Genomic DNA, 24163 nt, shown 5'->3' on the forward strand with positions numbered 1-24163 from the left:
GGTCGGTCGTTGGTGGGTGGTAGTTGTAACGCCCTGCGCGCCGCCCAGTCGCACGGGAATCCCGACGAACATGTTCGGCGATCGCGACCGCCGAGCGCCGCCGGTCGCCCGCGCGACACCGCCCTCACGGCCCCGGACGCCTACGCTTCTCTCCGCGGTGCCAACACGATCAGCGCGGTCGCGTCCTCGCGCGCGGTCGGTTCCACGGTCCGCTCGCCGTCGAAGCGGAGCAGCTCGCCCGCCTCGACGCGGTGGGTCTCGCCGTCGAGCGCGACGTCGAAGGTGCCCTCCAGCGCGTGGAACAGGACCGTCCTGTCCGGGTGGTCGTGTTCGGCGACGCTCTCGCCCGCGGCCAGCGAGAGCCGGACCGTCTTCGGCTCAGCGCCCGGGAACGCCGACGCGTGCGGCTCGCCGTCGAGGTCGTCGAGCCGGACGGTCTCCGGCCCGGACCCGGACTCCGCCTTCGGCAGCTCGGCGACGAACCGCTCGGGGCCCTCGCGCTCGACGGCGTAGTTCTCGTCGTCGAACGCGGGCACCTCCGCCGACAGCTCGTAGTAGAGCGGCTTCGGGTCGTGGTCGTTGACGATCGTGAGCGACTCGCCCGGATCGAGGTCGGCGAACGCGTCGTGTATCCGGTCGTGTCGCTCGTTCGGCGGGATCTCTCTGACGTCGAGTTCGGACATCGCGTGCCCATCGACGCCGCGCCCGCATGTCGAGCGGCGCGAACACGTTCGGGACCGACGCCGTCGGACGGAGCCACCGGGGGTGACTGAGCGTCAGCCGTCGTCGAGCAGTGCCTCGATCCGCTCGCCGATCCGCCCGATCGTCGCGTCGGAGAGCCCGTGGCCGTCGCCCGGATCGACCCGGCACTCGACCGCGGCGCCGGCGCGCTCGAAGACGCTCGCGGTCGCCCGGACGCGCTCGACCGGCACGTACGGGTCGGTCTCGCTGCTGTCGAGCGCGACGGGCGTCCCGGCGAGGACCCCCTCGTCGCTCTCCGGTCCCTCCGCTCCCTCGATGTTGCGGGCGTCGAGGTCCTCGCCCGGCAGCGCGGCGGAGACGACGAACGCGCCGCCCAACCGCCGCGGCCGGCGCCGGAGGAACTCGGCGACGACCGCGCCGCCCTGCGAGACGCCGACGAGGACGACGCGCTCGGGCGGGACCCCGGCGTCGCGCGCGACGTCGACCGCGGCGGCGACGCAGTCGACCGCCGAACTCAGGTCGGGCTCGTTGGCCGACAGCGGCGCGTCGTGCGGGGCGGGGAACCACGTCGACCGGACCGCGCCGGGCGCGAGCAGGGTCGCCCCCGACCGGTAGAACTCGTCCGCGAGCCGCACCAGCCCCTCGGCCGTCCCGCCGCGGCCGTGAACCAGCACGACCGCGACCTCGGCGGCCGCGACCGGGGCGCCCGCGGTCACGAGCGTCGCCTCCGCGTGCGGGCCGGAGACCCCGGTGATCCGCCGGCTCATCTAGGGCGCTCCGACTCGTCCCGGTCGCCCGCGTCCGGCGGTCCGGACTCCGGCCCGTCGAACGCGGGCAGCTGCGACTCGATCAGCTCGCGGTCGTCCTCGAACCGGGGCGGGAGGTAAAGATCCGCGGCGTGGCCGGTCGCCTCCGGGTCGGCGAGCCCCGGGCCGGGCGGGCCGTCGGGGGTCGACGACTCGGTCGCGAGCTCGACGAGGAGCCCGCCCGGGCCGCGGACGTACAGCGAGTGGAAGAAGTGGCGGTCCTTCACGCGCGAGACGTCGTACCCCCGCTCGCGGAACAGCGAGTGCCACTCCAGCAGCGTCTCGCGGTCCGCGACGCGCACCGCGGCGTGGTGGAGCGTCCCCGGTCCCTCACGGAGGTACGCGGCGTCGCGGTCCAAAATATCGACGACCGTCGCGCGGTCGCCCGGCGCGCGGTACCGCACCCGGTCGCCCGACTCGGCCGCGTACTCGAAGCCGAGCGTCTCCAGCACGCTCGCGGTCCCGTACGGGTCGGCGGGGAGGGCGGTCACTCCGTACAGCCCCCGGATCGCGTGGGCGGTCGGGACGGGGCCCTCGGTCCACGGGTCGCGCCCGCCGCCCTCGGCCGCCTCGTCGCCGCCCGTCGGTTCCTCGACCAGTTCGACCCGCGTTCCGGACGGGTCCGCGAGCGTGAGGCCGCGGTCGCCGAAGCGCGCGTCGGGGTCGAGCGGCGCCGCCTCGACGCCAAGGTCGGCGAGCCGGTCGCGCCAGTAGTCGAGCGAGTCTGGCGGCACCGCGAACGCGACCGCCTCGTACCCCGGTTTCCCGGCTCGTCCGGGGTCGGCGTTCGGGTCGGGGAAGGCGGTGAACACGGAGCCCGGCGAGCCGGTCGCGTCGCCGAAGTAGAGGTGGTACTGGAGCCGGTCCTCGTAGTTCACCGTCCGGCGGAGCAGCCGGAGCCCGAGCGTCCCGCCGTAGAAGGCGGCGTGGGCCTCGGGGTCGCCGACGATCCCCGTCACGTGGTGGAGGCCGGGGGTGTCAGAGAGCATGGGGTAGATCGGCGCCGCGCGCGAAAGTCGGTGTCGGTCGGGGCGATCGCCGAATCCCGGGAGCAGGTCCCTAAGAGAGCCACAGCAGCCGGACGTTGCTCGCGGTGAGGTACGTCCCCGTCGCCGTGAGCAGCACCGGCGGGAAGTAGTACAGCAGGCCGTCCCCCTCGCGCGCGCCCTCGACGCTGATCCAGAGCATGACGAGGTAGACGGCGATCTTCAGGGCGACGAGCCCGGAGAGCCCGAACGACTCCAGCGCGAACCGCACGACCGGGTTCGCCTCCTCGATCGTCGGGACGTATCGGAGGAACGCGATCGTGGAGACGACGTCGCCGACGCCGTACGTCGCGGTCGCCGCGATCCAGAGCCAGTAGAACTCGTTCGGCCGGCGGCGGTAGGCGGGGCGTCGACGGGACTGGTCTCGGGAGCGAACCACGACAGAAGGTGTCGGCTGAAAGACCTGAATCTGCCGGTCTGCGGGAGACGGCCGCCCGAATCCTCACCCGGGAGCGCCGGGCGTCGTCCGGCCGACTTAAGAGGGAACGCGCCGTCTCGCCGGCCGTGACGGAGCCGTCGACCCGCGAGGAGAAGCTGGAGCTCGGCGTCGAGCTGCTCGCGCACCTCGAACGCGAGGAGCTCGACCTCGCGGCCGCGGTCGACCGCATCGAGACTATCACGACCAGTCCGGCGCTCACCCGCGACATCCTCGACGCCGCCGAGAAGCGCGGCGTCATCGACCGCGACGGCGCCCGGTTGCGGGTTCGCACGGGCGGGACGTACGTCGAGTACGACAGTCAGGTCGTCGCTCGCGAGGGCGACTTCGACTGCCGCCGGTGCGGCACATCGATCTCGACGGGACACTTCGTCGAGCTCGACGCCGGCGAGCTCGGCCCGTTCGGCTCCTCGTGTATCCGGAAGGTGACCGGACGGGAGTCCGAGTCGGAGTGAGAGGGCTCTGTTGTTATCCCATTGTCCAGACATGTCCCCCGGAAATGTCTGGGTGATGTAGGAGCGTACTTTGTATGAGTCATTTGGTCAGGAACTGCTGGCAATCAAATTTATAATTATTCTAAGGGCAGTGACAGAAGTTTGACTGTTCACATACTATTATTCTTCAATGAATCTGTAGGCAGGTCGTCCGTAGAGTGCGTCGTATAGGTGATTGACGATATGAATGATATCCCATAGGTCGTTAATGCTTTCCAACATTTTCAGGTCAAATCGCCGTTCTACATCGTGAACGAGGTCCCTCCGGTTTTCCCTGATGTGAGCAATATCGCTCAGATATGAGTTGTCGATAAGGTCAAAGTGGTCAAGTAATTGGGCGCGAGTCTGATATTTTCCTATTTGATTCTGTAGTTGCCGTTTTCCCATCTCCGTGGCTATATCTTCATCAAGAATTTCGAGGAGTAGGTCCCCCATGAGGTCTTTCACGAGTTCATATCCGAGAGTGTAGATGACCATCACATTGTTGCCAACGGTGTACCGACCAACTCTGTCAGCCATTTCCTGCGCAGCTTCTGGAGTGACCTCATCATCCTTTAGAAATTCGTCACGAGACCTTTCGCCTTGTTTCTGGTATATCTCACCGCACTTTTTGATGAGGGTGTAAATTCGGACGGTGGTGATGTACCTGTATTCGTAGTCTTGGATTTCGTCTTCTTCTCTATGGATGACGTACGTCGCGAGAAGGTCTTCAAGTTCTCTTACAGAGGAATCGTGAGTTGGTTCTGTTTCGAGGCCTTCAATGCCATTGTCATTGAGATAATCGAAGACATCAGGACGGTCTCGCTCATCAAACATGGTTGATAGCTACTTTGGAGTATCCTAAAAAGGTAGTCCGGGTACGAGCCAGTATCCCGATTTCTTGGAGATTTTCTCTGTACTGACCGATCGATGCCATAAAACTAGCAATGATGGAGAATTTCGACAAAGCCAGTGAGGTCGTCCTCGACCACTCGCGGGGGTGCCGCCGATCCGTCGCCGCGCGGTCGAACCCGCCGGAGTATTTAGGTCGGCGCCCGAAGCGGCGGTAATGACCGCGCCGAACCGGAACGTCCTGTGGGCGAACGCGCTCGTCGACGAGCTCGTCGCCGCGGGCGTCGACGCCGTCGTCGTTTCGCCGGGGAGCCGCTCGACGCCGCTGACCGTCGCCGCCGCGGGCCACGAGGAACTCCGCGTGTTCTCGCAGCTCGACGAGCGCTCGGCCGCGTACTTCGCGCTCGGGCGGGCCCGACGGACCGGCCGCGTGACGCCGCTGATCTGTACCTCCGGCACCGCCGCCGCCAACTACCATCCGGCCGTGATGGAGGCGAGCGAGGCCCGGGTCCCGCTGCTGGCGCTCACCGCGGACCGACCGCCCGAGCTGCGGGACTCCGGCGCCAACCAGACCGCCGATCAGGAGAAGCTGTACGGCGACGCCGTCCGGTTTTATAAAGACCTCCCGGAGCCGGCCGCGAACGACCGGGCGCTCCGGTCGCTCCGAACCACCGTCGCCCGCGCCGTCGCGGCCGCCGAGGGCGCCGATCAGGGGCCGGTCCATCTCAACGTGCCGTTTAAGAAGCCGCTGGAGCCGACGCCGGTCCCGGGCGACGTGCCCGACGACCTTCCAGAGGCGGCGGAGCGCGGGCGAGACGGGCCGTACGTCGACGTGACGCACGGCGCGCCCGAGCCGGGCGACGACGAGCTGCGCGCGCTCGCGATCGAGCTGGGCGAGGCGGACCGCGGGCTGATCGTCGCCGGCCCCGCCGACCCGCCGGGGATCGACCCGGAGGCGGTCACGGCGCTCGCGCACGCGACCGGGTTCCCCGTGCTGGCCGACCCGCTCTCCGGGCTCCGGTACGGCGGTCACACTCGCGTCGCGCCCGTGATCGGGAGCTACGACGCGTACCTCTCGGCCGACCTCGCGGGCGGCGGGGCGGGCGGGGGCGACGGCGATCCCGGAGCGGGCGCGGCCGACGGGTGGACCGACCCCGAACTCGTCGTCCGCCTCGGCGCCTCGCCGACCTCGAAGCGGCTCCGGAAGTACCTCGCCGGGACGGGCGCCGACCAGTACCAGGTCGACCCCGCGGGGCGCTGGCGCGAGGCCGAGTTCGCCGCGACCGACCTCGTCGTCGCCGAGCCGACCCGGCTCTGCGCCCGCCTCTCACGGCTCGTCGCGGGGGGAAGCGGCGACCCCGACTGGCGAGCCCAGTGGGAGGAGGCGGACCGGGTCGCCGAGGCGGTTCACGCGAGGGAGAGCGACGCCGTCCGCGACGGGGACGCGGACGAACACGGCTTCCACGAGGGCGACGCCGTCCGCGCGGTCGCCGACGGGCTTCCCGACCCGGCGACGCTGTTCGTCTCCAACTCGATGCCCGTCCGCGACCTCAACCGCTTCGTCGGGCCGTCGACCGCGAACGTCACCGCGCTCGGCAACCGCGGCGTCTCCGGCATCGACGGCATCGTCTCCAGCGCGCTCGGCGCGGGGTCCGGTACGACCGACGACCTCACGCTCGTCGTCGGCGACCTGGCGCTGTACCACGATTCGAACGGGCTGCTCGCGGTCGAGCGCTGCGACGCCGACGCGACGATCGTCGCGGTGAACAACGACGGCGGCGGGATATTCCACGAGCTCCCGATCGAGGAGTTCGAGCCGCCGTTCACCGAGTCGTTCGTGACCCCGCACGGGCTCGATTTCGAGCCGCTCGCGGACCTCCACGGGCTCGACTACGCGCGGATCGACGCGCGGCCGGACGCGCTCGCCGACCGCGGCGAGACCCCGGCGGAGCGCTCGGGAGCGGTCGCGGACGAGGTCGCCGCCGCCGTCTCGCGGGCGCACGAGACCGCGGGGTCGCACCTGATCGATATCGAGACGGACGCCGGGGCGAGCCACCGCTCGCGGGAGCGGCTGGCGGCGGCGGTCGGCCGCGCGGTCCACGGCGACGCCGACAAGTAGGCGGTCAGGGGAGGCTCGGACTCGACTCCTCGCGGCGGCTCTCGCCGATCGCGACGCCCGCGTACGCGACGACGGCGAACTGGACCCCGACGCCGAGGCTCGCGCCGAGCGCGAAGACGGCGGTGGCGATCGGCCCGCGGTCCGGACCGAGGTACCAGAGGACGGCCGCCGACCCGACGAGGAACGCGGCGGTCGCGCTCGCGCCCGTCGCCAGCGCGGTCGACGCCGCGGCGGCGTCGGCGTCCCGCAGCCCCGTGAACAGCGCGACCCCGAACAGCAGGCCGTAGACCAGCAGGAACGCCGTGAACCGGGCGCTCAGGAGGTACGTCGAGAGCGTCTCGGCCGACGGGAGCGAGACGGACGACTGGAGCAGGATCGGGGAGAGCCGTCTGATGCCGCTGACCGCGAGCGCGACGATCGCGGCGACGACCGGCGGGAGGGCTGCCGTGCGCATGCCCGAGTGCCGACGCGGAACCTACTTATAAATCTCGGTCGGCGCGGACGGTGGCGTGACTGCCGACGACGCTTATATACCCACCCTCCTCGTATCCCGCGTCGTGCAGGTCGTCGGCTACGAGACGGACGCCGCGAGCGACTCGGCGGCGTCGGAGGGAGACGCGGCGTCCGACGTCGACGGAGACGCCCCGATCGACGGAGCGACCGGACCGATCGGGGGCGGACTCTACGTCGCGAGCGGCGGGAGCGTCGACTTCGTGGACGCGAGCCCGGGCACCGAGCTCGCCTTCGGGCTCGGCGAGCGGCGCTGCGCGGGGACGGTCCACGAGGGGAGTCACGTCGCCTGCGACGCCGCGGACGCGCCGTACTGCGACGACCACTCCCACGTGTGGGTGTGCGCCCGGTGTACCGGGACGTGCCTGAAAGACGAGATGGACTGCCACGAGACGCACGCGATGTACCTCGCCGCGTTCGCGCCCGACGTGCTGAAGGTCGGCGTCACTAGGGAGTGGCGGCTCGGGACGCGCCTCCGCGAGCAGGGCGCCGACCGGGCGGCGCATATCCGGACGTTCCCGAACGGGCGGATCGCCCGGGAGGTCGAGGCCGAACTGGCCGCCGGCGACGACCTCGTCGACCGCGTCCGCGTCCCGACGAAGCTCGACGGGTTCGGGCGCGCGGTCGACGAGGCGGCGTGGGCGGCGCTCCTCGACCGATTCGACCCGATCGAGCGGTTCGACTTCGACTACGGGCTCGACCTCGACGACCGACCGGTCGCCGAGACGATGGCCGCGGGGACCGTCCGCGGCTGGAAGGGCCGCGTCCTCGTGCTCGATCGCGGCGGCTCGACGTACGCGGTCGACGCGCGCGACCTCGTGGGGTACGAACTGACCGACGCGGTGCCGGAGCGCGAACTCCAGTCGAGCCTCGGCGCGTTCGGCCGATGACGGGGGGCGTTCTGGAGGTCCTCTTCGGCGACCCCTTCGCCGTCATGAACACGGTCGGGCTCGTCGCGTTCGCGCTGGTCGGCGCGAGCAAGGCGGTCCGCGAGGGGTTCGATCTGTTCGGCGTCGCGGTCGTCGGACTGGCGATGGCGTTCGCCGGCGGGGTCACCCGCGACCTCCTCGTCGCGCGCGTCCCCCTCGCGCTGCGCTCGCCGGTCGAGATCCTCCTCGGCCTCGTCGGCGTCGGCCTCGCGGTGGGGCTGAGCGCGTGGCTCGCCTCGCCGGACGAACACCCGGTGACGCTCGTCGCCGACGCCGTCGGGCTCGCGGCGTTCGCGACCACCGGCGCCATCGTCGCGACGGACGCGGGAGTGTCCGCGTTCGGCGTCGTCGCCGTCGCGACGATCAACGCCGTCGGCGGCGGCGCGCTCGCCGACATCCTCCTCGACCGGTCGCCGTTCATCCTCTTCGAGGACTTCTACGCGAGCTGCGCCGTGCTGGGCGGCGTCGCCTACTGGCTCGTCGGGACGCTCGGCGGCCCGTCTGGGATCGCGGCCGCGACGTGCGCCGCGGTGACGGTCGGCCTCCGGCTCGTCGCCGTCGCTCGCGGGTGGCGGCTCCCGACCGCGAAGGGGTTCGGCGACCGCTTCGGCGACTGAGCCGCGCAGGGGAGTCGGTCCGGAACCGCCCCTCAGCGACCGAATCCCTCGACGGCGACGACGCGCCGGACGCCGAGGTACGCGGCCGCGGCGATACCGACGTACGCGACCACCAGAAGGCCAGTCGTCGCGTCGGCGCTGTCGATGGCGAGGCGGGCCACCGCGTTCGCGGGTCCGCCCGCCATCGCCGTCGCGCCGCCGAACAGCACGAGGACGGCGACCGAGTAGAGCAGCTGCGCCGCCCGGCGGTCGGGCGCGACCGCCGCGATGCCGACCGCGACGGCGACGACGAGCGTCGTCAGCGCGGTCATCAGCGCCAGTATCGGGCCGACGTTCGCGACGTTGGTCCCGTTGGCCTCCAGAAGGAGGAGCCACAGCAGGGCCTGCGCGGGGGCGATCCCGACCGCGGCGGCGGCCTTCCCGTCGACGATCTCGCCGACCGTGACGGGCGCGACCCGGAGCAGCTCCATGGTTCCGCGGTCCAGCTCCTCGGTGATCGAGTCGACGACGAGCGAGCCCGAGATGAACACAGGGAGGAACACGAGCACGGGGATCAACACGGTGTAGGTGAACGCGAAGTACGGGCTCGTCTCCCCCCGGTCGGGCAGCGGCAGCGGCGACTCCTCCAAGAACGAGGCGCGCGCGTCGCGCTCGTTCAGCTCGTACGTCCGCAACAGCTCGCGCAGCTGGACCACGATCACCGTCGTCTCCACGGTGGAGTCGGGGGCGGTGACGGCGGCCGACACCCGCCCCGACTCGGTGCGGGTCGCGACCACCACCGCGTCGGCCGCGTTCCGCTCGAAGGCGCTCCGCGCCGCGTCAGGGTCGTCGTACGGCGTGACGGAGGCGCCGGGGACCTCGCCGGCGGCGCGCTCCAGATCGTCGACGGCGTCGCCAGCGGCCGCGACCTCGATCTCCGCGCCGTCGAGCGCGCCCGGGTCGTACATCGAGACGAGCCCGACGACGAGGAACGACGAGAAGGCGGCGATGAACAGCTGAATCCCGATCGCCAGCAGGATCGTCTTCTCGGCGCGGAGCCCCGCGAGCTCCCGCCCGGCGATCGTCAGCCGGCTATCCAAGGCTCACCACCCCGACGTTGTACGCGGCGTGTCCCAGCGTCGCGAGGGTCAGCGCCACGGCGTAGGCGGTCCGGCCGCGGCTCGCGCCGACGCTCGCGACGCTCGTCGTCGCGACGTGGAGGGCGAGCGGCGCGAAGAACAGCGCGGCGAGCGCGAGCGGCGGCAGCCCGGAGAGCCCGGCCACGTCCGCGAACGCGGCGCGGCCGAGGAACAGATCGGTGAGCCCGACCGCCTGAACGACCGCGGTGACCTTCTCCGCGACGAAGAACCCGGTCCCCGAGGCGATGCCGACCGCGAGCGCGACGCGAAGCGTTCCGCCGTCTCCCCCACGCCCTTCCCCGGCGTCGACGCCGTCGGTCCGCCCGAAGACGCCGCGCTCGAACCCGGCGTACAGGGCGATGCTCTTCGCGACCTCCTCGATGAACGCGATGCTCACGAGCAGCACCGGGATCGACACCGTGACCGGCAGCGCGAACAACACCGCGACGGCCAAAAGCTCCGCGACGAAGACGAACGGGATCGTACAGGCGGTGAGGAGCGCGACGGCGCCGAGCGCGCGAAGCAGGCCGCGGTCGAGGAGTCCGCTACCGACCGACACGGGCGACAGCCGAACCGCGAGCGCGTCGAGGAACTTCCGGGTCACCGGTTTCTGTGAGAACATGTCCTCCTCGCGGTAGACGCCGAGGCCGAGTCCGAAGAGGAGGGCGGCCCCGACCGCCATCGGCGCGGTCGAGAAGAGGGCCTCGCCCGCCGACACCGCCTCTCCCTGGAGGTCGAAGACGACGAGCGTCAGCGGCGAGACGAGCGCGACCGGCGTCACGTTCGTGAAGATGGCCGGCACGAACGCGTAGGTGGTCAGCAGGACGCTCACGCCGACCGTGACGAAGGTGAGCTCCTTGAACGAGCGCGCGAACATCGCGCCGACGAAGGTGGCCCCGAGGAACGCCGCGGCCACGGGCGCCACCGCGATCACCGAGAGCGCCCCGCCGCCGACGAGGGCAGCGATGAGCGTCGTGACGACCGCGGCGGTCGCCGCGTACGGCAGCGTCTTGCCGGCGACGATCTCGCCCGGCGACAGCGGCGTGACGAGCAGTGGCTCCCCGCGGCGGTTCGTCCGCTCGTCGAGGATCGACGACCCGTACGCCTGAATCAGGAAGTTCATGGGGACGAGGAAGACGAACGCGAGAAGCAGCGAGGTGAACGGGAACGGCGGCGTGATCGAGCCGGGAGACCCGACCGTGTCCGCGCCGAAGGCGGCGCCGCCGATCGAGGGGACGCCGAGGAGGCCGTCGCTCCCGTCCGATTCGGCGGCGCCGTCGCCCGAGTCGGTACCGCCGGCGTCGGCGCCGTCGCTCTCCCCGTCGCCGGTCCCGCCGTCGGCGACGCCGCTCTCGTCGTCGCTCCCCCCGTCGCCGGAGCCGTCCCCGCCGGTTCCGTCGGCAGACCCGTCCGTCGAACCCCCCGTCGAACCGCCGTCGCTGCCGCCGAGCGTCGCGCCGTCGTCGAAGCCGGTCGTCCGGCCGACGTACCGGAGCGTGACGGTGACCGGGAACGCCGCCGTCCGGTTGGGTTCGGCGCGCATCAGCCGCTCGTTGTGCGCCTCGACCGCCTCGCGGACCGCCGCGGCCGCCGCCTCGCCCTTCCGGGTGTCGCTCGCGCGGACGATCACGTCCTCCACGTCCGCGGCGTCGACCGTCTCGTCGTCGACGGAACCGGGCCGCACCACCGTCACCACGACCGCGTCGGCGGAGTCGCCGAGCGACGACGTCCCGGCCGGGACCGCGCGCAGTGACGGCTCCGCCTCGATCGCGTCCGCGTACGGCGACTCGGCGTCGACGCCGACGCGGTACACGTCGCGGTCGACGTCGAGTCCCGCGACGCCCGTCGCCACGCCGACGCCGACCACGCCGCCGGCGACGAGGAGCAGGGCCACCCCGGCGGCGAGCGTTCGGCGGTCGACCCCGCCGGACGCGCGGGCCGACTCCCACCTCGCGACCCGGAGGACGCGCCGGACGCTGACCGCGAGCCGACGAGCGGCGCGGCGGAGCCGGTCGGTCACTCGGTCGCCTCCGTCGCGGTCGCGCTCGTCTCGTCGCCCTCGTCGCCCTCGTCGCTCTCATCGCTGTCGGAGTTACGCTCGACTCCGAGGCTATCACCGCCGCGGTCGCCGGTGTACCGCCCGGGCATCGGGCGGCCGACGATGTCTAAGAAGACGTCTTCGAGGCTCGGCTCGCGGCTCCGGATGTCGACGACCTCGCCGCCGGCGTCGGCGACCGCCTCGCGGACGGCCGCGACCGCGTCCATGCTCGGGACCGCGGTCCGGAACCGGTCGCCGACCGCCTCCGTCGTCGCGTCGAGGTCGGCGAGCGCGGCCGTCGCGGTCGGCTCGACATCGGTGAACACGCGGTAGGTGGTCTCGCCGTGGCGCTCGCGGATCTCGTCGACGCTGCCGCGGGCGACGATCCGCCCCTCGTTCATCACGGCGACGCGGTCGCAGACGGACTCGACGTGGTAGAGGTTGTGCGCCGAGAAGACGACCGTCTTGCCCGTCTCGCGGAGCTCGCGGGTGAACGCCAGCACGGAGTTCGTCGTCACGGGGTCGAGCCCGGAGGCCGGCTCGTCGTACACCAGCACGTCTGGGTCGTTGACCAGCGAGCGCGCGATGGCGACCTTGCGTTTCATGCCCTTCGAGACGTCGCCGAGGCGGCGCTCGCGGTGGTCGAGTTCGAGGCGGTCGAGCGCGGCGCCGATCCGTTCGTCGGCGACCTCGCGGGGCACGTCGTAGAGGTCGGCGAAGAAGCGGAGGTACGACAGCGCGGTCATCTCCTCGTACAGCGGCGACTCCTCGGGCAGGAACCCGAGGTGCCGGCGCATCTCCGAGTCCCCGGCGTCGAACCCGGCGACGGTCACTTCTCCGTCCGTCGGCTCGACGAGCCCGGCGATCACCTTGAGCGTCGTCGTCTTGCCGGCGCCGTTCGGGCCGACGATCCCGAACACCTCGCCGTCGTCGACGGCGAAATCGCTGTCGACCACGGCGGCGAAGTCGCCGTAGGTCTTCCGTAGCCCCGACACCTCGATCATGCGCCCGACTCCGCGGGCGTCCGGGTTAAACCCACGCCCGCGGGTATCAGCCGCGAGAACGGTCCCGAAACCTCAGTCCGTGTACGGCTTCTCGATGTTCGCGTCGCCGCTGACGTACGCGTTTATGCGGCGAGTGATCCCGTCGAACAGGGTGATGAGTGGCGAGAGTACGCGCTCGACCAGCCGGACCGGCGACGCGATCCGCAGCGACCACGTCTCCGCGTTCCCGAGGCCGAACGCCTTGGGAACGATCTCGCCGAACACGAGGACGAGGAAGCTCGTACACAGCGTCGTCGCCGCGATAGCTGCCCCGGGAGGGAGGTGGCTCGCGATCAGCACGGTGACGATGCTCGATATCGCGATGTTGACGACGTTGTTCCCGACGAGCAGCGTCACGAGGAGCCGGTGCGGGTCGTCGTGGAGCTCCTTCAGGACGGCCCCTCGCGGGTCGCCGGTCGCCGCCTGCCGCTCGAACCACTCTGCCGGCAGCGAGAAGATCGCGGTCTCCGAGCTGGAGAAGAACGCGCTGAACGCCAGCAACACGATCACCGCTCCGATCCCCGCCACGCCGAGTGCGACTCCGACCATGCGGCGTATTTAAAAACGACGTCAAAGAGGGTGTCGGCGAGGCGCCGGCCGCGTCGACCGTGCGCGGGGCTGCTCGTCGGTGAGGCGATGTCGCAGGAAAGGACGCGCGTTACTCCTCTTCTTCTTCCTCGACCGGTCCCCGTCCTCGTTCCCAGACGGCCTCCGCGGATGTGTCGTTCGGTGCGGTGTGCGAGACATCTTTCATCGTGTCACGGTCGCTTGCCATATTGGCTCCCGATAGCTCGGACCCCCGTATTAACGCTTCGTGGAAAGAGATAATGAGTCCTGATACCATATAAGGAATTAATATACCCGAGCGTATTCGACGGCCTAGATTCGGACGGACCGTGAGATATCGCGCGCGCTCGCCTCCGAAACCGATCGGGCGTCCGGAACTGTCGGCGGTGAGCGGCCGATGAGACGCGGCGATCGCTCCCGAGCCAACGACCGCTCCCGAGCCGACGATCGCTTCCGAGTGGTTCGAGAGGGATCGCTGCTGGCGGTCGGCCGTGAGATCGACGCGCCGCCCGAGGTGACCGCGGAGGCGCTCCGCGACACCCGGAGATGGCCCGACTGGAGCCCGTCGGTCGGCGGCGTCGAGAGCGCGGACCGCTACGTCGAGACGGGGACGACCGGACGGGTCCGAGTCGCGGGCGTCTGGGTCCCCTTCCGGGTGACGAGTGCGACGCGGCTCCGCTGGGACTGGCGGGTCGCCGGGATTCCCGCCACCGGCCACCGGGTGGAGCGGTACGCCGGGGAGCCGAACCGGTGTCGGGCGGTGATCGAGGTCCCGCTGCTCGCCGCGGCGTACGCGCCCGTCTGTCGGCGCGCGCTCGACCGGTTCGCGGCGCTCGTCGAGACCGATTGAGACCGGCGAGTGCGGCGGTCGCTCCTCCCAGTCAGTTCTCGTAGCCCTCCTCGAACGGGTCGATGACCGCGCTGCCGGGCTCGTCCTCGTCGCGGGTGAAGCCGGGCCCCTGCGTCGCCAGCTCGAAGACGAGCCCGTCGGGGTCGGTGAAGTAGACGCTCTTGAAGTAGGTGCGGTCTTTCACCTCGGAGACCTCGACGTCGTGCCCTTCGAGGTGGTCCCGCCACTCGCGGAGCGTCGCCTCGTCGTCGACGCCGAACGCGAAGTGGTGGCTCGCGCCCGGGCCGGGCGTCCCCCGCGAGTCGGGGTACTCGAAGTAGGTGACGTTGGTCCCCGGCTCTCCCTCCGGCGTCGGCGAGAAGTAGTAGTGCGGCGTCCCGGGGTCGTCGTAGTTCTGGGTCCGCTTGACCGTGTGCCAGCCGAGGACGTCCTCGTAGAACGCGACGGTCTCGTCCATGTCGGTACAGATGTTCGTGACGTGGTGAAGCCCGGTCGTCGGCGGCGCGTCGGTCATGGTGTGTGGAAACGGTTGTCGGGAAGGTAGTTAGTCGTACTGGCGGCCCGGACGATGGGCCGAACGGCGACTCGAAGGACGAGTCGAACGGCGGCTCGAAGACGGGTTCCGTGGCGTGCGCGCGCCGGGCTCGGAGCGTTGCGTGGGGGGGGCTCAGAACAGGCCGATACCGATCGCGTAGGGCCACGCGCTGCCGCCGACGGCGAGCAGCGCGAGCGCGGCGCCGGCGCCGTAGACGTTCTTTAAGAAGCTCGTCATCTCGTTCTGCTTCTCCTCCGGGTCGTCCATCGACCAGAAGTCGTGCATCGTCACGGCGGAGGCGAGGAGGAAGAACGCGAGCGCGCCGGCGGAGAGGACGGGGAACGCGCCCGCGGCGACGCCGAGTCCGCCGAGGACGAGGACGACACCCGAGGCGATCACCGAGAACTGCGGCGCCGGGAGCCCCTTGAACTCGGCGTAGCCGGCCATCGTTTCGAGGTCCATGAAGTGGTTGAGTCCCATGAACGCGAGCGTCGCGCCGAAGATGATCCGGCCGAGCAGGAATAGCTCGTCCGCGAGCGGGGCGTCGAACTGGAGCGGTAGCGTCGTGAATTCAGCTAACATCGTGTAACCTGCTATACGGTCGTAACCTATTTATCGCTTCCCGGACAATACAGTTAGTAGGTAACACCGATGTCATCGCAGGACCTCACCGGCGCCGACCCGGTGGACACGGCGGACGCAGACGTGGACGCGGAAGCGGCCGCAGACGCGGAAGCGGCTGTAGACGCGGCGACCGAGGCGACGACGCCCGAGACGCCCTGCCCGGTCGTCGACTCGATAGAGCAGATCGGCTCGAAGTGGCGACTCGTCGTCCTCCACGAGCTGTTGAGCGGCGAGGCGCGCTTCAACGAGTTGAAACGCGAGACCGACGCCAACGCCCGGACTCTCTCGCGCGTGCTCGACGACCTCCAGGAGACCGGCTTCGTCGATCGGCGGCTGGAGGAGGACTCGCCGGTGGCGACGTACTACAGTTTGACCGACAAAGGCGAGTCGCTCGCGCCCGTCTTCGAGGAGATCGACGACTGGGCCCACGAGTGGCTCGCCGAGTGTAACGCGTAAGAGTGCGGTAGTGAGGCCTTCTGCGGTTTATAAGTAGATCTCGGGCCCGCGTCTCGCCGTTTATAAATAGCTGCTGGCGGAGCGACCGAGAACACCCCCGAAGCCCAGCCGCTCGGCGATACGTGGTCGCTGCCGCGGAGAACACCCCCCAAAGCCCCAGCCACGAGGAGCCCGTACGCTCGCTGCGCTCCTCGCTCAGTCACTCCGTTCCTTCGCTGTGGTGCTTGCGTCGCCTACGGGCTCCTCGCGGCTGCCCCTTTGATTCCCACCCCGCACAGCACCTCACGCCTCCCCAGCCTCGTCGGTGGTCCTCCGCTTCGCTCCGGACCACCGACTCCCTCGCGCGGTGCCGCTCACGCCCGCCACGGGCGGCCGTTCGCGGGCACGCGCCACCGCATCGGTTATTTATAAATGAGCACCACAAACGCTCGTGTCAATTTATAAACCGTCCCGGCGCGAACGCGTTCCGCCGCCGAAACGCACACACTTCTCCGGCGCGTACGGATCTGCGTGTACGCCGGACTGAAGAACACCCCCTGTTGTCTATGCGGCCGGGACGACACCCACACCCGGATCGCCGTGCCGCCGCGCGCGCTCCGGCTCATGGAGAACGGCGAGCCGATCGCGTGGCGCGACGTGGTGGGCACGGTGACGCTCCGGTTTTGCGCCGACGACTGGGACCTCGTGAGCGACCTCGCGATCGAGATGGACGCGCACCCGCTCTCGCGGTGTAACGCGGCCTACGTCTCGCTGGACCTCCGCGAGGACCACGAGGCGCTGCTGTCGGCGACGAAGGCCGAGACGGACCAGACCGAACTGGAGGCGCGGCTGGCCGACGAGGCCGAGGCGACCCTCGACGCGGTCGACGACCCCTACACCGAGGCGCGCGACGTGGTCGAGGCGATCGTCGTGCTGCGCGCGCTGGAGGAACTCGGCGTCCGGGACGGACCCGACGGCGCCGCCGAAGCGACGGCGACCGCGGACGACGACTGACCGCCCCCGCGCTCGCCGTCGCCCCTCCCGGACGGCGGCCTACCACCTGACCTCGAATCCGTCCTCGTCCTCCGGCTCGCCGTACTCGACGTCGACGTCGTCGACCTCGGCGGCCTCGCTTCCGGTCTCGCACCACGCCACCATGTCGCGGACGTCGCCCTCTGGACCCTCGAAGACGGCCTCGACCCGGCCGTCGTCGAGGTTCCGCACCCAGCCGTCGACGCCCTTCTCGCGGGCCGTGTCGCGGGTGCTCGCCCGGTAGTAGACGCCTTGGACGCGACCCGAGACGAACACGTGCGCGCGAACGCGGTCGGTCATCGCTCGGTTGTGCGACGCCCGGCCTGTTAAACGCCCCGCCCCCGAGCGGCCGATCGCCGACCGACCCACGCGCCCGCAACCGACGCCTACTAACTGCCGGGCGCCGAGGGAGTCGACATGGACCTGTTCGGAACCGCCGGGATCCGCGGCGGCGTCGAAGACCGCGTCACGCCGGCGCTCGCGCTCGCAGTCGGGCGAGCCGTGGGCGCCGAGATCCGGAGCCGAGCCGACGAGACGAACGCCGAGTCGACCCCCGAACCGACGGTCGTCCTCGCCCGCGACGGACGGGTGACGGGGTCGGCGCTCGCCGCCGCGACCGAGGCCGGGCTGTCGGCGGGGGGCGTCGAGGTACGCCGCGCGGGACAGCTTCCCACGCCGACGCTCGCGCACGCCTCGCGGGGGCGCTACGGCGTGATGCTCACGGCCTCGCACAACCCGCCGACCGACAACGGGATCAAGCTGTTCCGCGACGGGACGGAGTTCGACCGCGACGCCGAGCGCGCGGTCGAGTCGCGGGTGGGCGACGAGGAGCCGGTCGCGCCGTGGGACGAGTGGACCGAGGCGGCTCGGGTCGATCCCCTCGACGACTACCTCGTCGACGTGCGCGAGTACGCGTCGGGGTTCGGCGCGCCGCTCGACGGCCTCCGGGTCGCAGTCGACTGCGGCAACGGGATGAGCGCGCCCGCGACGCCGGCCGTTCTCCGCGAACTCGGCGCCGACGTCGTCACGCTCAACGGGAACGTCGACGGCCACTTCCCCGGCCGCGGGAGCAAGCCGACCCCGGAGACGCTCGCCGACCTGCGCGCGTTCGTCGCCGACGCCAACGAGGGGGTCGCGGACCCGGGTCGTCCCGGAGCGGGCGGCGAGGGAGGAGACGGCGGGGCGGACGAGACCGAGGGATTCGCCTTCGGCATCGGTCACGACGGCGACGCCGACCGAATCGTGATCGTCGACGCGGACGGCGAAGTCGTCCACGAGGACACGGTCCTCGCGGTCCTCGCGGAGCGGTACACCCGCGCGAGCGACGCGGCGGACCCGGTCGTCGTGACGACGCCGAACGCCTCCGGTCGGATCGACGAGCGCGTCCGCGACGCCGGCGGCCGCGTCGAGCGCGTGCGACTCGGCGCGCTCCACGAGGGGATCGCCGCCGTGCGGGCGGACGCCACCGACGCCGGCGCCCTCGGCGAGGCCGGCGCGGTCGGCGAGGCGGGCGCGGCCGGCGAGGTGGGCGCCGACACGCGCGTCGTCTTCGCCGCCGAGCCGTGGAAACACATCCACGTCGCCTTCGGCGGCTGGATCGACGGCGTCACCTCGGCGGCGGTGCTCGCGCGCCTCGTCGCCGACGAGGGGTTGGAGGCGCTCCGCGAGCCGGTGACCGAGCGCCCGTACCGGAAGGTGAGCGTCGACTGTCCCGATGACGCGAAGGAGCCGGCCATGGCGCGGCTGGAGACGGCGCTGCCGGAGGAGTTCCCCGAGGCCGCCGTCGACACGGACCACGGGGTCCGGCTGGAGTTCGACGACACCTCGTGGACGCTCGTGCGACCCTCCGGCACGGAGCCGTACGTCCGGGTGTACGCGGAGAGCGACGACGTCGACGCGCTTGTCGCGGAGGTCGAGGCCGTGGTCGAGGGCGCGGTCGCGGCGGCGTAGGAGACCGGTCCGCCCGCCGACGCCGCGACCCCGTTGGCTGTCACGTCCACAACCGTGAGAAATCCGGGTTCGTGGATCGGAGCGCCGGATCGTCCGGCGTTTCACCCCTAATTCGGCCGCCTCTTTTCACGAACGTGCCACGTCGCCACCGCGAGAACGACGAATTTATGCCGCGCTCCGACGGGGGTATGAGTGAGATGGCATCCGACTTCGATCGGCGGCGGTTCATCAAGGCGGCAAGCGCAGCTGGCCTCGTCGGCCTCGCCGGGTGTAGCGGCGGCCCGAGCGGCGACGGAGGGGACGGCGGGGACGGCGACGTGCCGGCGCGGGTCGGCATCGTCTACTCCGACGGCGGGCTCGGCGACAACTCGTTCAACGACGCGGCCCAGCAGGGTATCTTCCAAGCGGAAGAGGAGTTCGGCATCGCGTACGACGAGTCAGAGCCCGAAGGCGCCGGCGAGTTTGAGCAGTACCAGCAGCAGTACGCCGGCTCGACGGACCCGGCCTACGACCTCGTCTGTACCATCGGGTTCAATCAGGGCGACGCGCTCTCGCAGACCGCGCCCGAGTACCCCGATCAGGACTTCATGATCGTCGACACCACGGTCGACGAGCCGAACGTCGCCAACTACCTGTTCCGCGAGCACGAGGGCTCGTTCCTGATGGGCGTGCTCGCCGGTCACCTGACTGAGACCGACTTCTCCGCCGGCGCCGGCGAGACCGACCCCGACTCGACGAACGTCGGCTTCGTCGGCGGCGTCGACAGCCCGGTCATCCGCCGGTTCCAAGCCGGATTCGAGGCCGGCGTCGACTACGCGACCGACGACGTCGACGTCACCACGAGCTACGTCGGCAGCTACGCCGACCCCACGGGCGGACAGGAGGCGGCGCTGTCGATGTACCAGAGCGGGGCCGACATCGTCTATCACGCCTCGGGCGCGACGGGCGTCGGCGTGTTCCAGGCCGCGCAGGAGGAGGGGCGGTTCGCCTTCGGCGTCGACCAGGACCAGTCGGTCTCCAACGAGTCGTTCGCGGACGTCATCCTGGCGTCGATGGTGAAGCGCGTCGACACCGCGGTGTACGAGTCGATCTCGAACGTCATCGACGACGACCACCAGGGCGGGTCGACGACGGCGCTCGGGCTGGAATCCAACGGCGTCGAGTGCGTCTACGGCCAGGAGATCGGCGGTCAGGTGCCCGACGAGATCACGACTGCGGTGGCGGACGCGCGCGACGAGATCATCGCCGGGAACATCGAGGTCCCGGAGACGACGAGCAACTGAACGCGGGACGAGAGCGCCGAACCGCGGCGGATCGCGGTCTCTGACCCAAAGCCGGTGACGAGGCCCGTTACCCGTCGAGTCGGACGACAGACGGGATCGAGCGCAGTAGCTCGGAATCCGCGCGTTTTTAGGCTCCGACGCGGAGTTACGGGTGAATGAACCCGGCGGTCCACTTGGACGGTATCACGAAGCGATTCCCCGGGGTCGTCGCGAACGACGACGTTGATCTCGCGGTGGAGCGCGGGAGCGTCCACGCCCTGCTCGGCGAGAACGGGGCGGGCAAGACCACGCTGATGAACGTGCTGTACGGTCTCTACCGGCCGACCGAGGGGACCGTCCGTCTCGACGGAGAGGCGAAGTCGTTCGACTCACCGAGGGACGCGATCGACGCGGGCATCGGCATGATCCACCAGCACTTCATGCTGGTCGACCCGATGACGGTGTGGGAGAACGTCGTCTTGGGCAACGAACCGAAGACCTGGGGCGGACTGCGCGTCGACCGAGAGGCGGCCCGCGAGGCCGTCGTCGAACTCAGCGAGCGGTACGGGTTCGACGTGGACCCGGACGCGACGATCGCGGAGATCTCGGTCGGCGAACAGCAGCGCGTCGAGATCCTGAAGGCGCTGTACCGCGGCGCCGACGTGCTCATCATGGACGAGCCGACCGCGGTGTTGACCCCGCAGGAGGTCGAGGAGCTGTACGGCGTCTTCGAGGAACTCACCGAACAGGGGAAGACGATCATCTTCATCTCGCACAAGCTCGGCGAGGCGCTGTCCGCGGCGGACGACATCACCGTCCTCCGCGACGGCGTCAACGTCGGCACCGTCGCCGCCGACGGCGTGACGCGGGAGGAGCTCGCGGAGATGATGGTCGGTCGGGAGGTGCTGATGGAGCCCGCGACGTCGCCGCAGGAGGCCGGCGAGCGCGTGCTGGAGGTGACCGGCCTGAGCGTCGAGGACGACCGCGGCGTCGAGGCGGTCTCGGACCTCTCGTTCGAACTCCGCGGCGGCGAGATACTGGGGGTCGCGGGCGTCGACGGCAACGGCCAGTCGCAGCTCGTCGAGGCGATCACGGGCCTGCGCGAGGCGGCGTCCGGTGAGGTCCGCTACCGCGGCGAATCGATGCGTGGGAAGAGCCGACGCGACCGGATCGATCGCGGGATGGCGTTCATCCCCGAGGACCGTCAGGAGCGCGGGCTGGTGATGTCGTACGACCTCACCGAAAACGGAATCCTCGGGAGCCAACACGACCCGCCGTTCGCGCGCGTCGGCCGGCTCGACTGGGGCGCGGCGCGCGACCACGCCGAGTCGGTGATCGAGCAGTACGACGTCCGGCCGCCGGACGCCGAGGCGGAGGCCGAGTCGCTGTCGGGGGGGAACCAGCAGAAGTTCATCGTCGGGCGGGAGTTCGAGCGCGACCCGGAGCTGGTCGTCGCTACCCACCCGACTCGGGGCGTCGACATCGGATCGACGGAGTTCCTCCACGACCGGCTGCTCGACCTGCGCGCCGAGGGGAAGGCCGTCCTGCTCGTCTCCTCGAAGCTCGACGAGGTCCAGGGGCTCTCCGACCGGCTCGCGGTGATTCACGAAGGGGAGTTCACGGGCGTCGTCGACCCCGCGACCGTGACCGAAGAGGAGATCGGCCTGCTGATGGCGGGCGAGTCGCTCGACGACGACTCCGTCGAGGGGGCGGCGCTCCACGACGCCGCGGATGACGGCGCAGACGCTGGAATCGGCGGCGTGGGTGCCGACGACGAGGAGCGCGCCGGCGACGAGGAGGTGGACGCGTGAGCGACTCGGACTCCGAGGGGGGACGGGGCGAGTCCGTCCTCGCCCGCGTGGTCGCGCCGTTCGTCGACCGGAGCGTCGCGGAGCGGCTCCTCATCAGCGTCGCCGCGATCCTCCTTTCGATCGTCGTCGGCTTCGCGCTCGTGCTGGTCTCCGGCCGGATCGCCGATTGCTCGACCGCGGCGTGGACGCTGCCGTTCACGGGTATCGGCTTCTGTTACGACCCCGTCGAGGTGTACGTCGTGCTGTTCAACGGCGCGCTCGGCTACCCGTTCGCCGTCGGTGACCCCGGGCTGTTCAACCCCGAGTGGACGCCGTTTAACCTCTCGTTCGGCCTGACGCTCTCGGAGACGACGCTCCTGATATTCACCGGCCTCTCCGTCGCCGTCGCCTTCCGCGCCGGCCTGTTCAACATCGGGACGCAGGGACAGCTCGTCGTCGGCGCGCTCTCGACCGCGCTCACCGTCCTGGCGCTCGCCCCCTTGCTCCCGGCCGGTCCCGTCGCGGGCGTCGTCCTGATCGTCGTCGGAACCGCGGCCGGGGCGGTCGGCGGCGGGCTCTGGGGCGCGATACCCGGCGCGCTCAAGGCGTACGCCGACGCCAACGAGGTGATCACGACGATCATGCTCAACTTCGTCGCCGCGAACGTCGCGTACGTGCTCGTGTTGGAGGTGTTCCGCGCCGAGGGGTCGTCCGTCGTCGCCACGCGGTACGTCCCCGAGTACGCGCAGTTCCGTCCGTGGCTGTTCCCCGCGTCCAGCGACTTCGCGCTGCTCGCACTGCTCGGCGGGATCGCCTTCATCGGCGCGCTCTACTACTTCGTCGAGCACACGCCGCTCGGCTACGACCTCCGGACGAGCGGCGTTCAGGCCGCCGCGGCGGAGTACGGCGGCGTCAACGCGAAGCTCACGACCGTGCGGGCGATGACGCTGTCCGGCGCGCTCGGCGGCATCGGCGGCTCGGTGTGGGTGCTGATGTCCGAGGGGCGGTGGATGGCCTCGATCCCGGACCTCGGCTTCGACGGGATCACGGTCTCGATTCTGGCCGGAAACAACCCGCTCGGCGTGCTGCCGGCGGCGTTCCTCTTCGGGGTCCTGAAGGGCGGGGCCCTGGAGATCGGGTTCCGCACCGACGTCCCGACGGAGCTCGTCGCCGTGCTGCGCGGGCTCATCATCCTGTTCGTCGCGATGCCGGAGTTCTTCCGGATGATCGGTCGATACACCGGGGTCACCGGCGGCGGTCTCGGCGGCGCCGATACCGTGAGCACGACGGAGCCGGACGAGACCGCCGGCGGCGACGGAGGTGAGACCGATGCGTAACCCCCTCTCGCCGGCGGCGCTCCTCGAGGGACTGACCGGATCGAGCTACGTGCGCTCGCTCATCGCCGGCACCGTCGGCGTCCTCGGGCTGCTCGGCGTCCTCGGGTTCGCGTTCCCCGAGTCGATCGCGGGCGACCTCGCCGGCATCGTCTTCTCGGCGAGCACCGGAGCCTCGACGGCGCGGCTCGCGGCACCGATCGTGCTCGCCGGGCTCGGCGGCATCTTCGCCGAGAAGTCGGGCGTCATCAACATCGGACTGGAGGGCCTGCTCATCATCTCGGCGTTCGTCTCGGTGTACGCCGCGTCGGTCGTCGGGGTCGGTAACGCCGTCCTCGGGGTCCCGGCGCTCGGGATCGCGTTCCTCGCCGGCATCGCCGCGTCGACGTTCCTGTCGGCGGTGTTCGCCGTCGTCTGTATCGAGTTCAAGGCCGACCAGATCATCGCTGGGCTCGCGGTCTGGCTCATCGCCCTGGGGCTCGCGCCGTTCATGTCGACCGTGTTCTTCGGCGGCGTCAACACGCCGAACCTCGGCGTGAGCGTCGGGTGGCAGTACTCCGCGACGATGGTCGTCCTCGCGACCGTCGGCTCGTGGTGGCTGCTGAACCGGACCGCGTTCGGCAAGCACCTCCGAGCGGCGGGCGAGAACCCGAAGGCGCTCGACACGGTCGGCGTCTCCGTCTCGAAGGTTCGATACGCCGGCGTGCTGCTCTCCGGCGTCCTCTCCGGCGTGGGCGGCTCGGCGCTCGCGCTGTCGATCGGCCAGTTCATCGGCACCGGCGAGACGATGGTCCAGGGTAAGGGGTTCATCGCCATCGTCGCGTACCTGTTCGGCAACTACAACCCGGTCGGGACGCTCGGCGCGGGGGCGCTGTTCGCCGGCCTCGACGCCATGCAGATCCGCCTCCAGCAGCTCGGCTACGCGGTCCCGGACACGCTCGTCCAGACCATCCCGTACGTCGTCGTGATCGTCGTCCTCGCCCTCGTCGGTCGGACGCAGATCCCCGAGGCCGCCGGGGAACACTACGAGACCGAGGAGTGAGTCGCGGTCGCTGAGCGCGGCGACCCGTCCGGTCGAGTCGGCCGTGGCGGGAA

25 protein-coding genes are annotated in these 24163 nt (G+C 70.6%); 12 read left to right on the top strand and 13 right to left on the bottom strand.

Annotated elements, in window-relative coordinates; genetic code table 11:
* Positions 1-140 precede the first annotated feature (140 nt).
* From EXE46_RS05035 to EXE46_RS05050, 4 genes are all read right to left on the bottom strand, one after another.
* Positions 141-683, bottom strand: a complete 543-nt coding sequence (locus tag EXE46_RS05035) for a DUF2249 domain-containing protein (RefSeq protein ID WP_137687395.1) — start codon at positions 681-683, stop codon at positions 141-143.
* A gap of 93 nt (positions 684-776) precedes the next feature.
* Positions 777-1469 carry an alpha/beta hydrolase gene (locus EXE46_RS05040; protein ID WP_137687396.1) on the bottom strand — a complete coding sequence of 231 codons (693 nt, stop codon included), beginning with the start codon at positions 1467-1469 and terminating at the stop codon, positions 777-779.
* The gene (locus EXE46_RS05045) at positions 1466-2497 is read right to left on the bottom strand and encodes a VOC family protein (RefSeq protein ID WP_137687397.1); all 1032 of its coding nucleotides are present in this window, start codon (positions 2495-2497) and stop codon (positions 1466-1468) included. Before EXE46_RS05045 ends, EXE46_RS05040 begins: the two co-directional genes overlap by 4 nt.
* A 70-nt stretch (positions 2498-2567) precedes the next feature.
* On the bottom strand, positions 2568-2933 hold the full coding sequence (locus EXE46_RS05050; protein WP_137687398.1) for a hypothetical protein: 366 nt from the start codon (positions 2931-2933) through the stop codon (positions 2568-2570).
* A gap of 125 nt (positions 2934-3058) precedes the next feature.
* Between EXE46_RS05050 and EXE46_RS05055 the strand changes: the two genes are divergently transcribed.
* Positions 3059-3445, top strand: coding sequence for a DUF5830 family protein (locus EXE46_RS05055; protein WP_137687399.1), 387 nt, complete (start codon positions 3059-3061; stop codon positions 3443-3445).
* A 159-nt stretch (positions 3446-3604) separates the two neighbouring features.
* On the opposite strand, the gene EXE46_RS05060 is transcribed toward EXE46_RS05055, so the two are convergent.
* Positions 3605-4300: a hypothetical protein gene (locus EXE46_RS05060; protein ID WP_137687400.1), complete on the bottom strand. Its 696-nt coding sequence runs from the start codon at positions 4298-4300 to the stop codon at positions 3605-3607.
* A 232-nt stretch (positions 4301-4532) separates the two neighbouring features.
* Here EXE46_RS05060 and menD point away from each other — a divergent pair, with 232 nt between their 5' ends.
* Complete coding sequence (gene menD / locus EXE46_RS05065; protein WP_137687401.1) at positions 4533-6434, top strand: 2-succinyl-5-enolpyruvyl-6-hydroxy-3-cyclohexene-1-carboxylic-acid synthase; 1902 nt, start codon at positions 4533-4535, stop codon at positions 6432-6434.
* Between the two features lie 4 nt (positions 6435-6438).
* On the opposite strand, the gene EXE46_RS05070 is transcribed toward menD, so the two are convergent.
* On the bottom strand, positions 6439-6888 hold the full coding sequence (locus EXE46_RS05070; protein ID WP_137687402.1) for a hypothetical protein: 450 nt from the start codon (positions 6886-6888) through the stop codon (positions 6439-6441).
* A gap of 103 nt (positions 6889-6991) precedes the next feature.
* Between EXE46_RS05070 and EXE46_RS05075 the strand changes: the two genes are divergently transcribed.
* Together EXE46_RS05075 and EXE46_RS05080 are read left to right on the top strand one after the other, a co-directional pair.
* Positions 6992-7834, top strand: a complete 843-nt coding sequence (locus tag EXE46_RS05075; protein ID WP_199234109.1) for a DUF2797 domain-containing protein — start codon at positions 6992-6994, stop codon at positions 7832-7834.
* Positions 7831-8490, top strand: a complete 660-nt coding sequence (locus tag EXE46_RS05080; protein ID WP_137687403.1) for a trimeric intracellular cation channel family protein — start codon at positions 7831-7833, stop codon at positions 8488-8490. The genes EXE46_RS05075 and EXE46_RS05080 overlap by 4 nt, the downstream gene beginning before the upstream one ends.
* A gap of 32 nt (positions 8491-8522) precedes the next feature.
* On the opposite strand, the gene EXE46_RS05085 is transcribed toward EXE46_RS05080, so the two are convergent.
* The 4 genes from EXE46_RS05085 to EXE46_RS05100 all read right to left on the bottom strand — a co-directional run bounded on the left by EXE46_RS05085 (position 8523) and on the right by EXE46_RS05100 (position 13238).
* On the bottom strand, positions 8523-9569 hold the full coding sequence (locus tag EXE46_RS05085) for an ABC transporter permease (RefSeq protein ID WP_137687404.1): 1047 nt from the start codon (positions 9567-9569) through the stop codon (positions 8523-8525).
* Complete coding sequence (locus EXE46_RS05090; protein ID WP_137687405.1) at positions 9562-11628, bottom strand: ABC transporter permease; 2067 nt, start codon at positions 11626-11628, stop codon at positions 9562-9564. The genes EXE46_RS05085 and EXE46_RS05090 overlap by 8 nt, the downstream gene beginning before the upstream one ends.
* Positions 11625-12650 carry an ABC transporter ATP-binding protein gene (locus tag EXE46_RS05095; RefSeq protein WP_137687406.1) on the bottom strand — a complete coding sequence of 342 codons (1026 nt, stop codon included), beginning with the start codon at positions 12648-12650 and terminating at the stop codon, positions 11625-11627. The genes EXE46_RS05090 and EXE46_RS05095 overlap by 4 nt, the downstream gene beginning before the upstream one ends.
* Before the next feature lie 72 nt (positions 12651-12722).
* The gene (locus EXE46_RS05100; protein WP_137687407.1) at positions 12723-13238 is read right to left on the bottom strand and encodes a CNNM domain-containing protein; all 516 of its coding nucleotides are present in this window, start codon (positions 13236-13238) and stop codon (positions 12723-12725) included.
* Positions 13239-13653: 415 nt separating this feature from the next.
* Between EXE46_RS05100 and EXE46_RS05105 the strand changes: the two genes are divergently transcribed.
* Complete coding sequence (locus EXE46_RS05105; RefSeq protein WP_137687408.1) at positions 13654-14106, top strand: SRPBCC family protein; 453 nt, start codon at positions 13654-13656, stop codon at positions 14104-14106.
* A 31-nt stretch (positions 14107-14137) separates the two neighbouring features.
* On the opposite strand, the gene EXE46_RS05110 is transcribed toward EXE46_RS05105, so the two are convergent.
* Together EXE46_RS05110 and EXE46_RS05115 are read right to left on the bottom strand one after the other, a co-directional pair.
* Positions 14138-14620, bottom strand: coding sequence for a VOC family protein (locus EXE46_RS05110; RefSeq protein WP_137687409.1), 483 nt, complete (start codon positions 14618-14620; stop codon positions 14138-14140).
* 153 nt (positions 14621-14773) lie between these two features.
* The gene (locus tag EXE46_RS05115) at positions 14774-15223 is read right to left on the bottom strand and encodes a DoxX family protein (RefSeq protein ID WP_137687410.1); all 450 of its coding nucleotides are present in this window, start codon (positions 15221-15223) and stop codon (positions 14774-14776) included.
* Positions 15224-15292: 69 nt separating this feature from the next.
* On the opposite strand from EXE46_RS05115, the gene EXE46_RS05120 reads away from it, so the two are divergent.
* A complete protein-coding gene (locus EXE46_RS05120; RefSeq protein WP_137687411.1) occupies positions 15293-15721 on the top strand; it encodes a helix-turn-helix domain-containing protein in 429 nt (142 codons plus the stop codon).
* 510 nt (positions 15722-16231) lie between these two features.
* Entirely contained in the window at positions 16232-16714 is a 483-nt protein-coding gene (locus EXE46_RS05125; protein WP_137687412.1) for a hypothetical protein, read from the top strand.
* A 39-nt stretch (positions 16715-16753) separates the two neighbouring features.
* Here EXE46_RS05125 and EXE46_RS05130 read toward each other — a convergent pair whose 3' ends face one another.
* Positions 16754-17032 (bottom strand): acylphosphatase, encoded by a 279-nt coding sequence (locus EXE46_RS05130; protein ID WP_137687413.1) that lies wholly within the window; start codon positions 17030-17032, stop codon positions 16754-16756.
* Positions 17033-17149: 117 nt separating this feature from the next.
* Between EXE46_RS05130 and EXE46_RS05135 the strand changes: the two genes are divergently transcribed.
* From EXE46_RS05135 to EXE46_RS05155, 5 genes are all read left to right on the top strand, one after another.
* On the top strand, positions 17150-18682 hold the full coding sequence (locus tag EXE46_RS05135) for a phosphomannomutase (RefSeq protein ID WP_137687414.1): 1533 nt from the start codon (positions 17150-17152) through the stop codon (positions 18680-18682).
* A 197-nt stretch (positions 18683-18879) separates the two neighbouring features.
* A complete protein-coding gene (locus tag EXE46_RS05140; RefSeq protein WP_137687441.1) occupies positions 18880-19965 on the top strand; it encodes a BMP family protein in 1086 nt (361 codons plus the stop codon).
* A gap of 155 nt (positions 19966-20120) precedes the next feature.
* Complete coding sequence (locus EXE46_RS05145; protein WP_137687415.1) at positions 20121-21755, top strand: ABC transporter ATP-binding protein; 1635 nt, start codon at positions 20121-20123, stop codon at positions 21753-21755.
* Entirely contained in the window at positions 21752-23071 is a 1320-nt protein-coding gene (locus EXE46_RS05150; RefSeq protein WP_137687416.1) for an ABC transporter permease, read from the top strand. The genes EXE46_RS05145 and EXE46_RS05150 overlap by 4 nt, the downstream gene beginning before the upstream one ends.
* Positions 23064-24110 (top strand): ABC transporter permease, encoded by a 1047-nt coding sequence (locus EXE46_RS05155; protein WP_137687417.1) that lies wholly within the window; start codon positions 23064-23066, stop codon positions 24108-24110. Before EXE46_RS05150 ends, EXE46_RS05155 begins: the two co-directional genes overlap by 8 nt.
* Positions 24111-24163 lie beyond the last annotated feature (53 nt).

The sequence above is a fragment of the Halorubrum sp. GN11_10-6_MGM genome, from assembly GCF_005435165.1.
Classification (GTDB): Archaea; Halobacteriota; Halobacteria; order Halobacteriales; family Haloferacaceae; genus Halorubrum.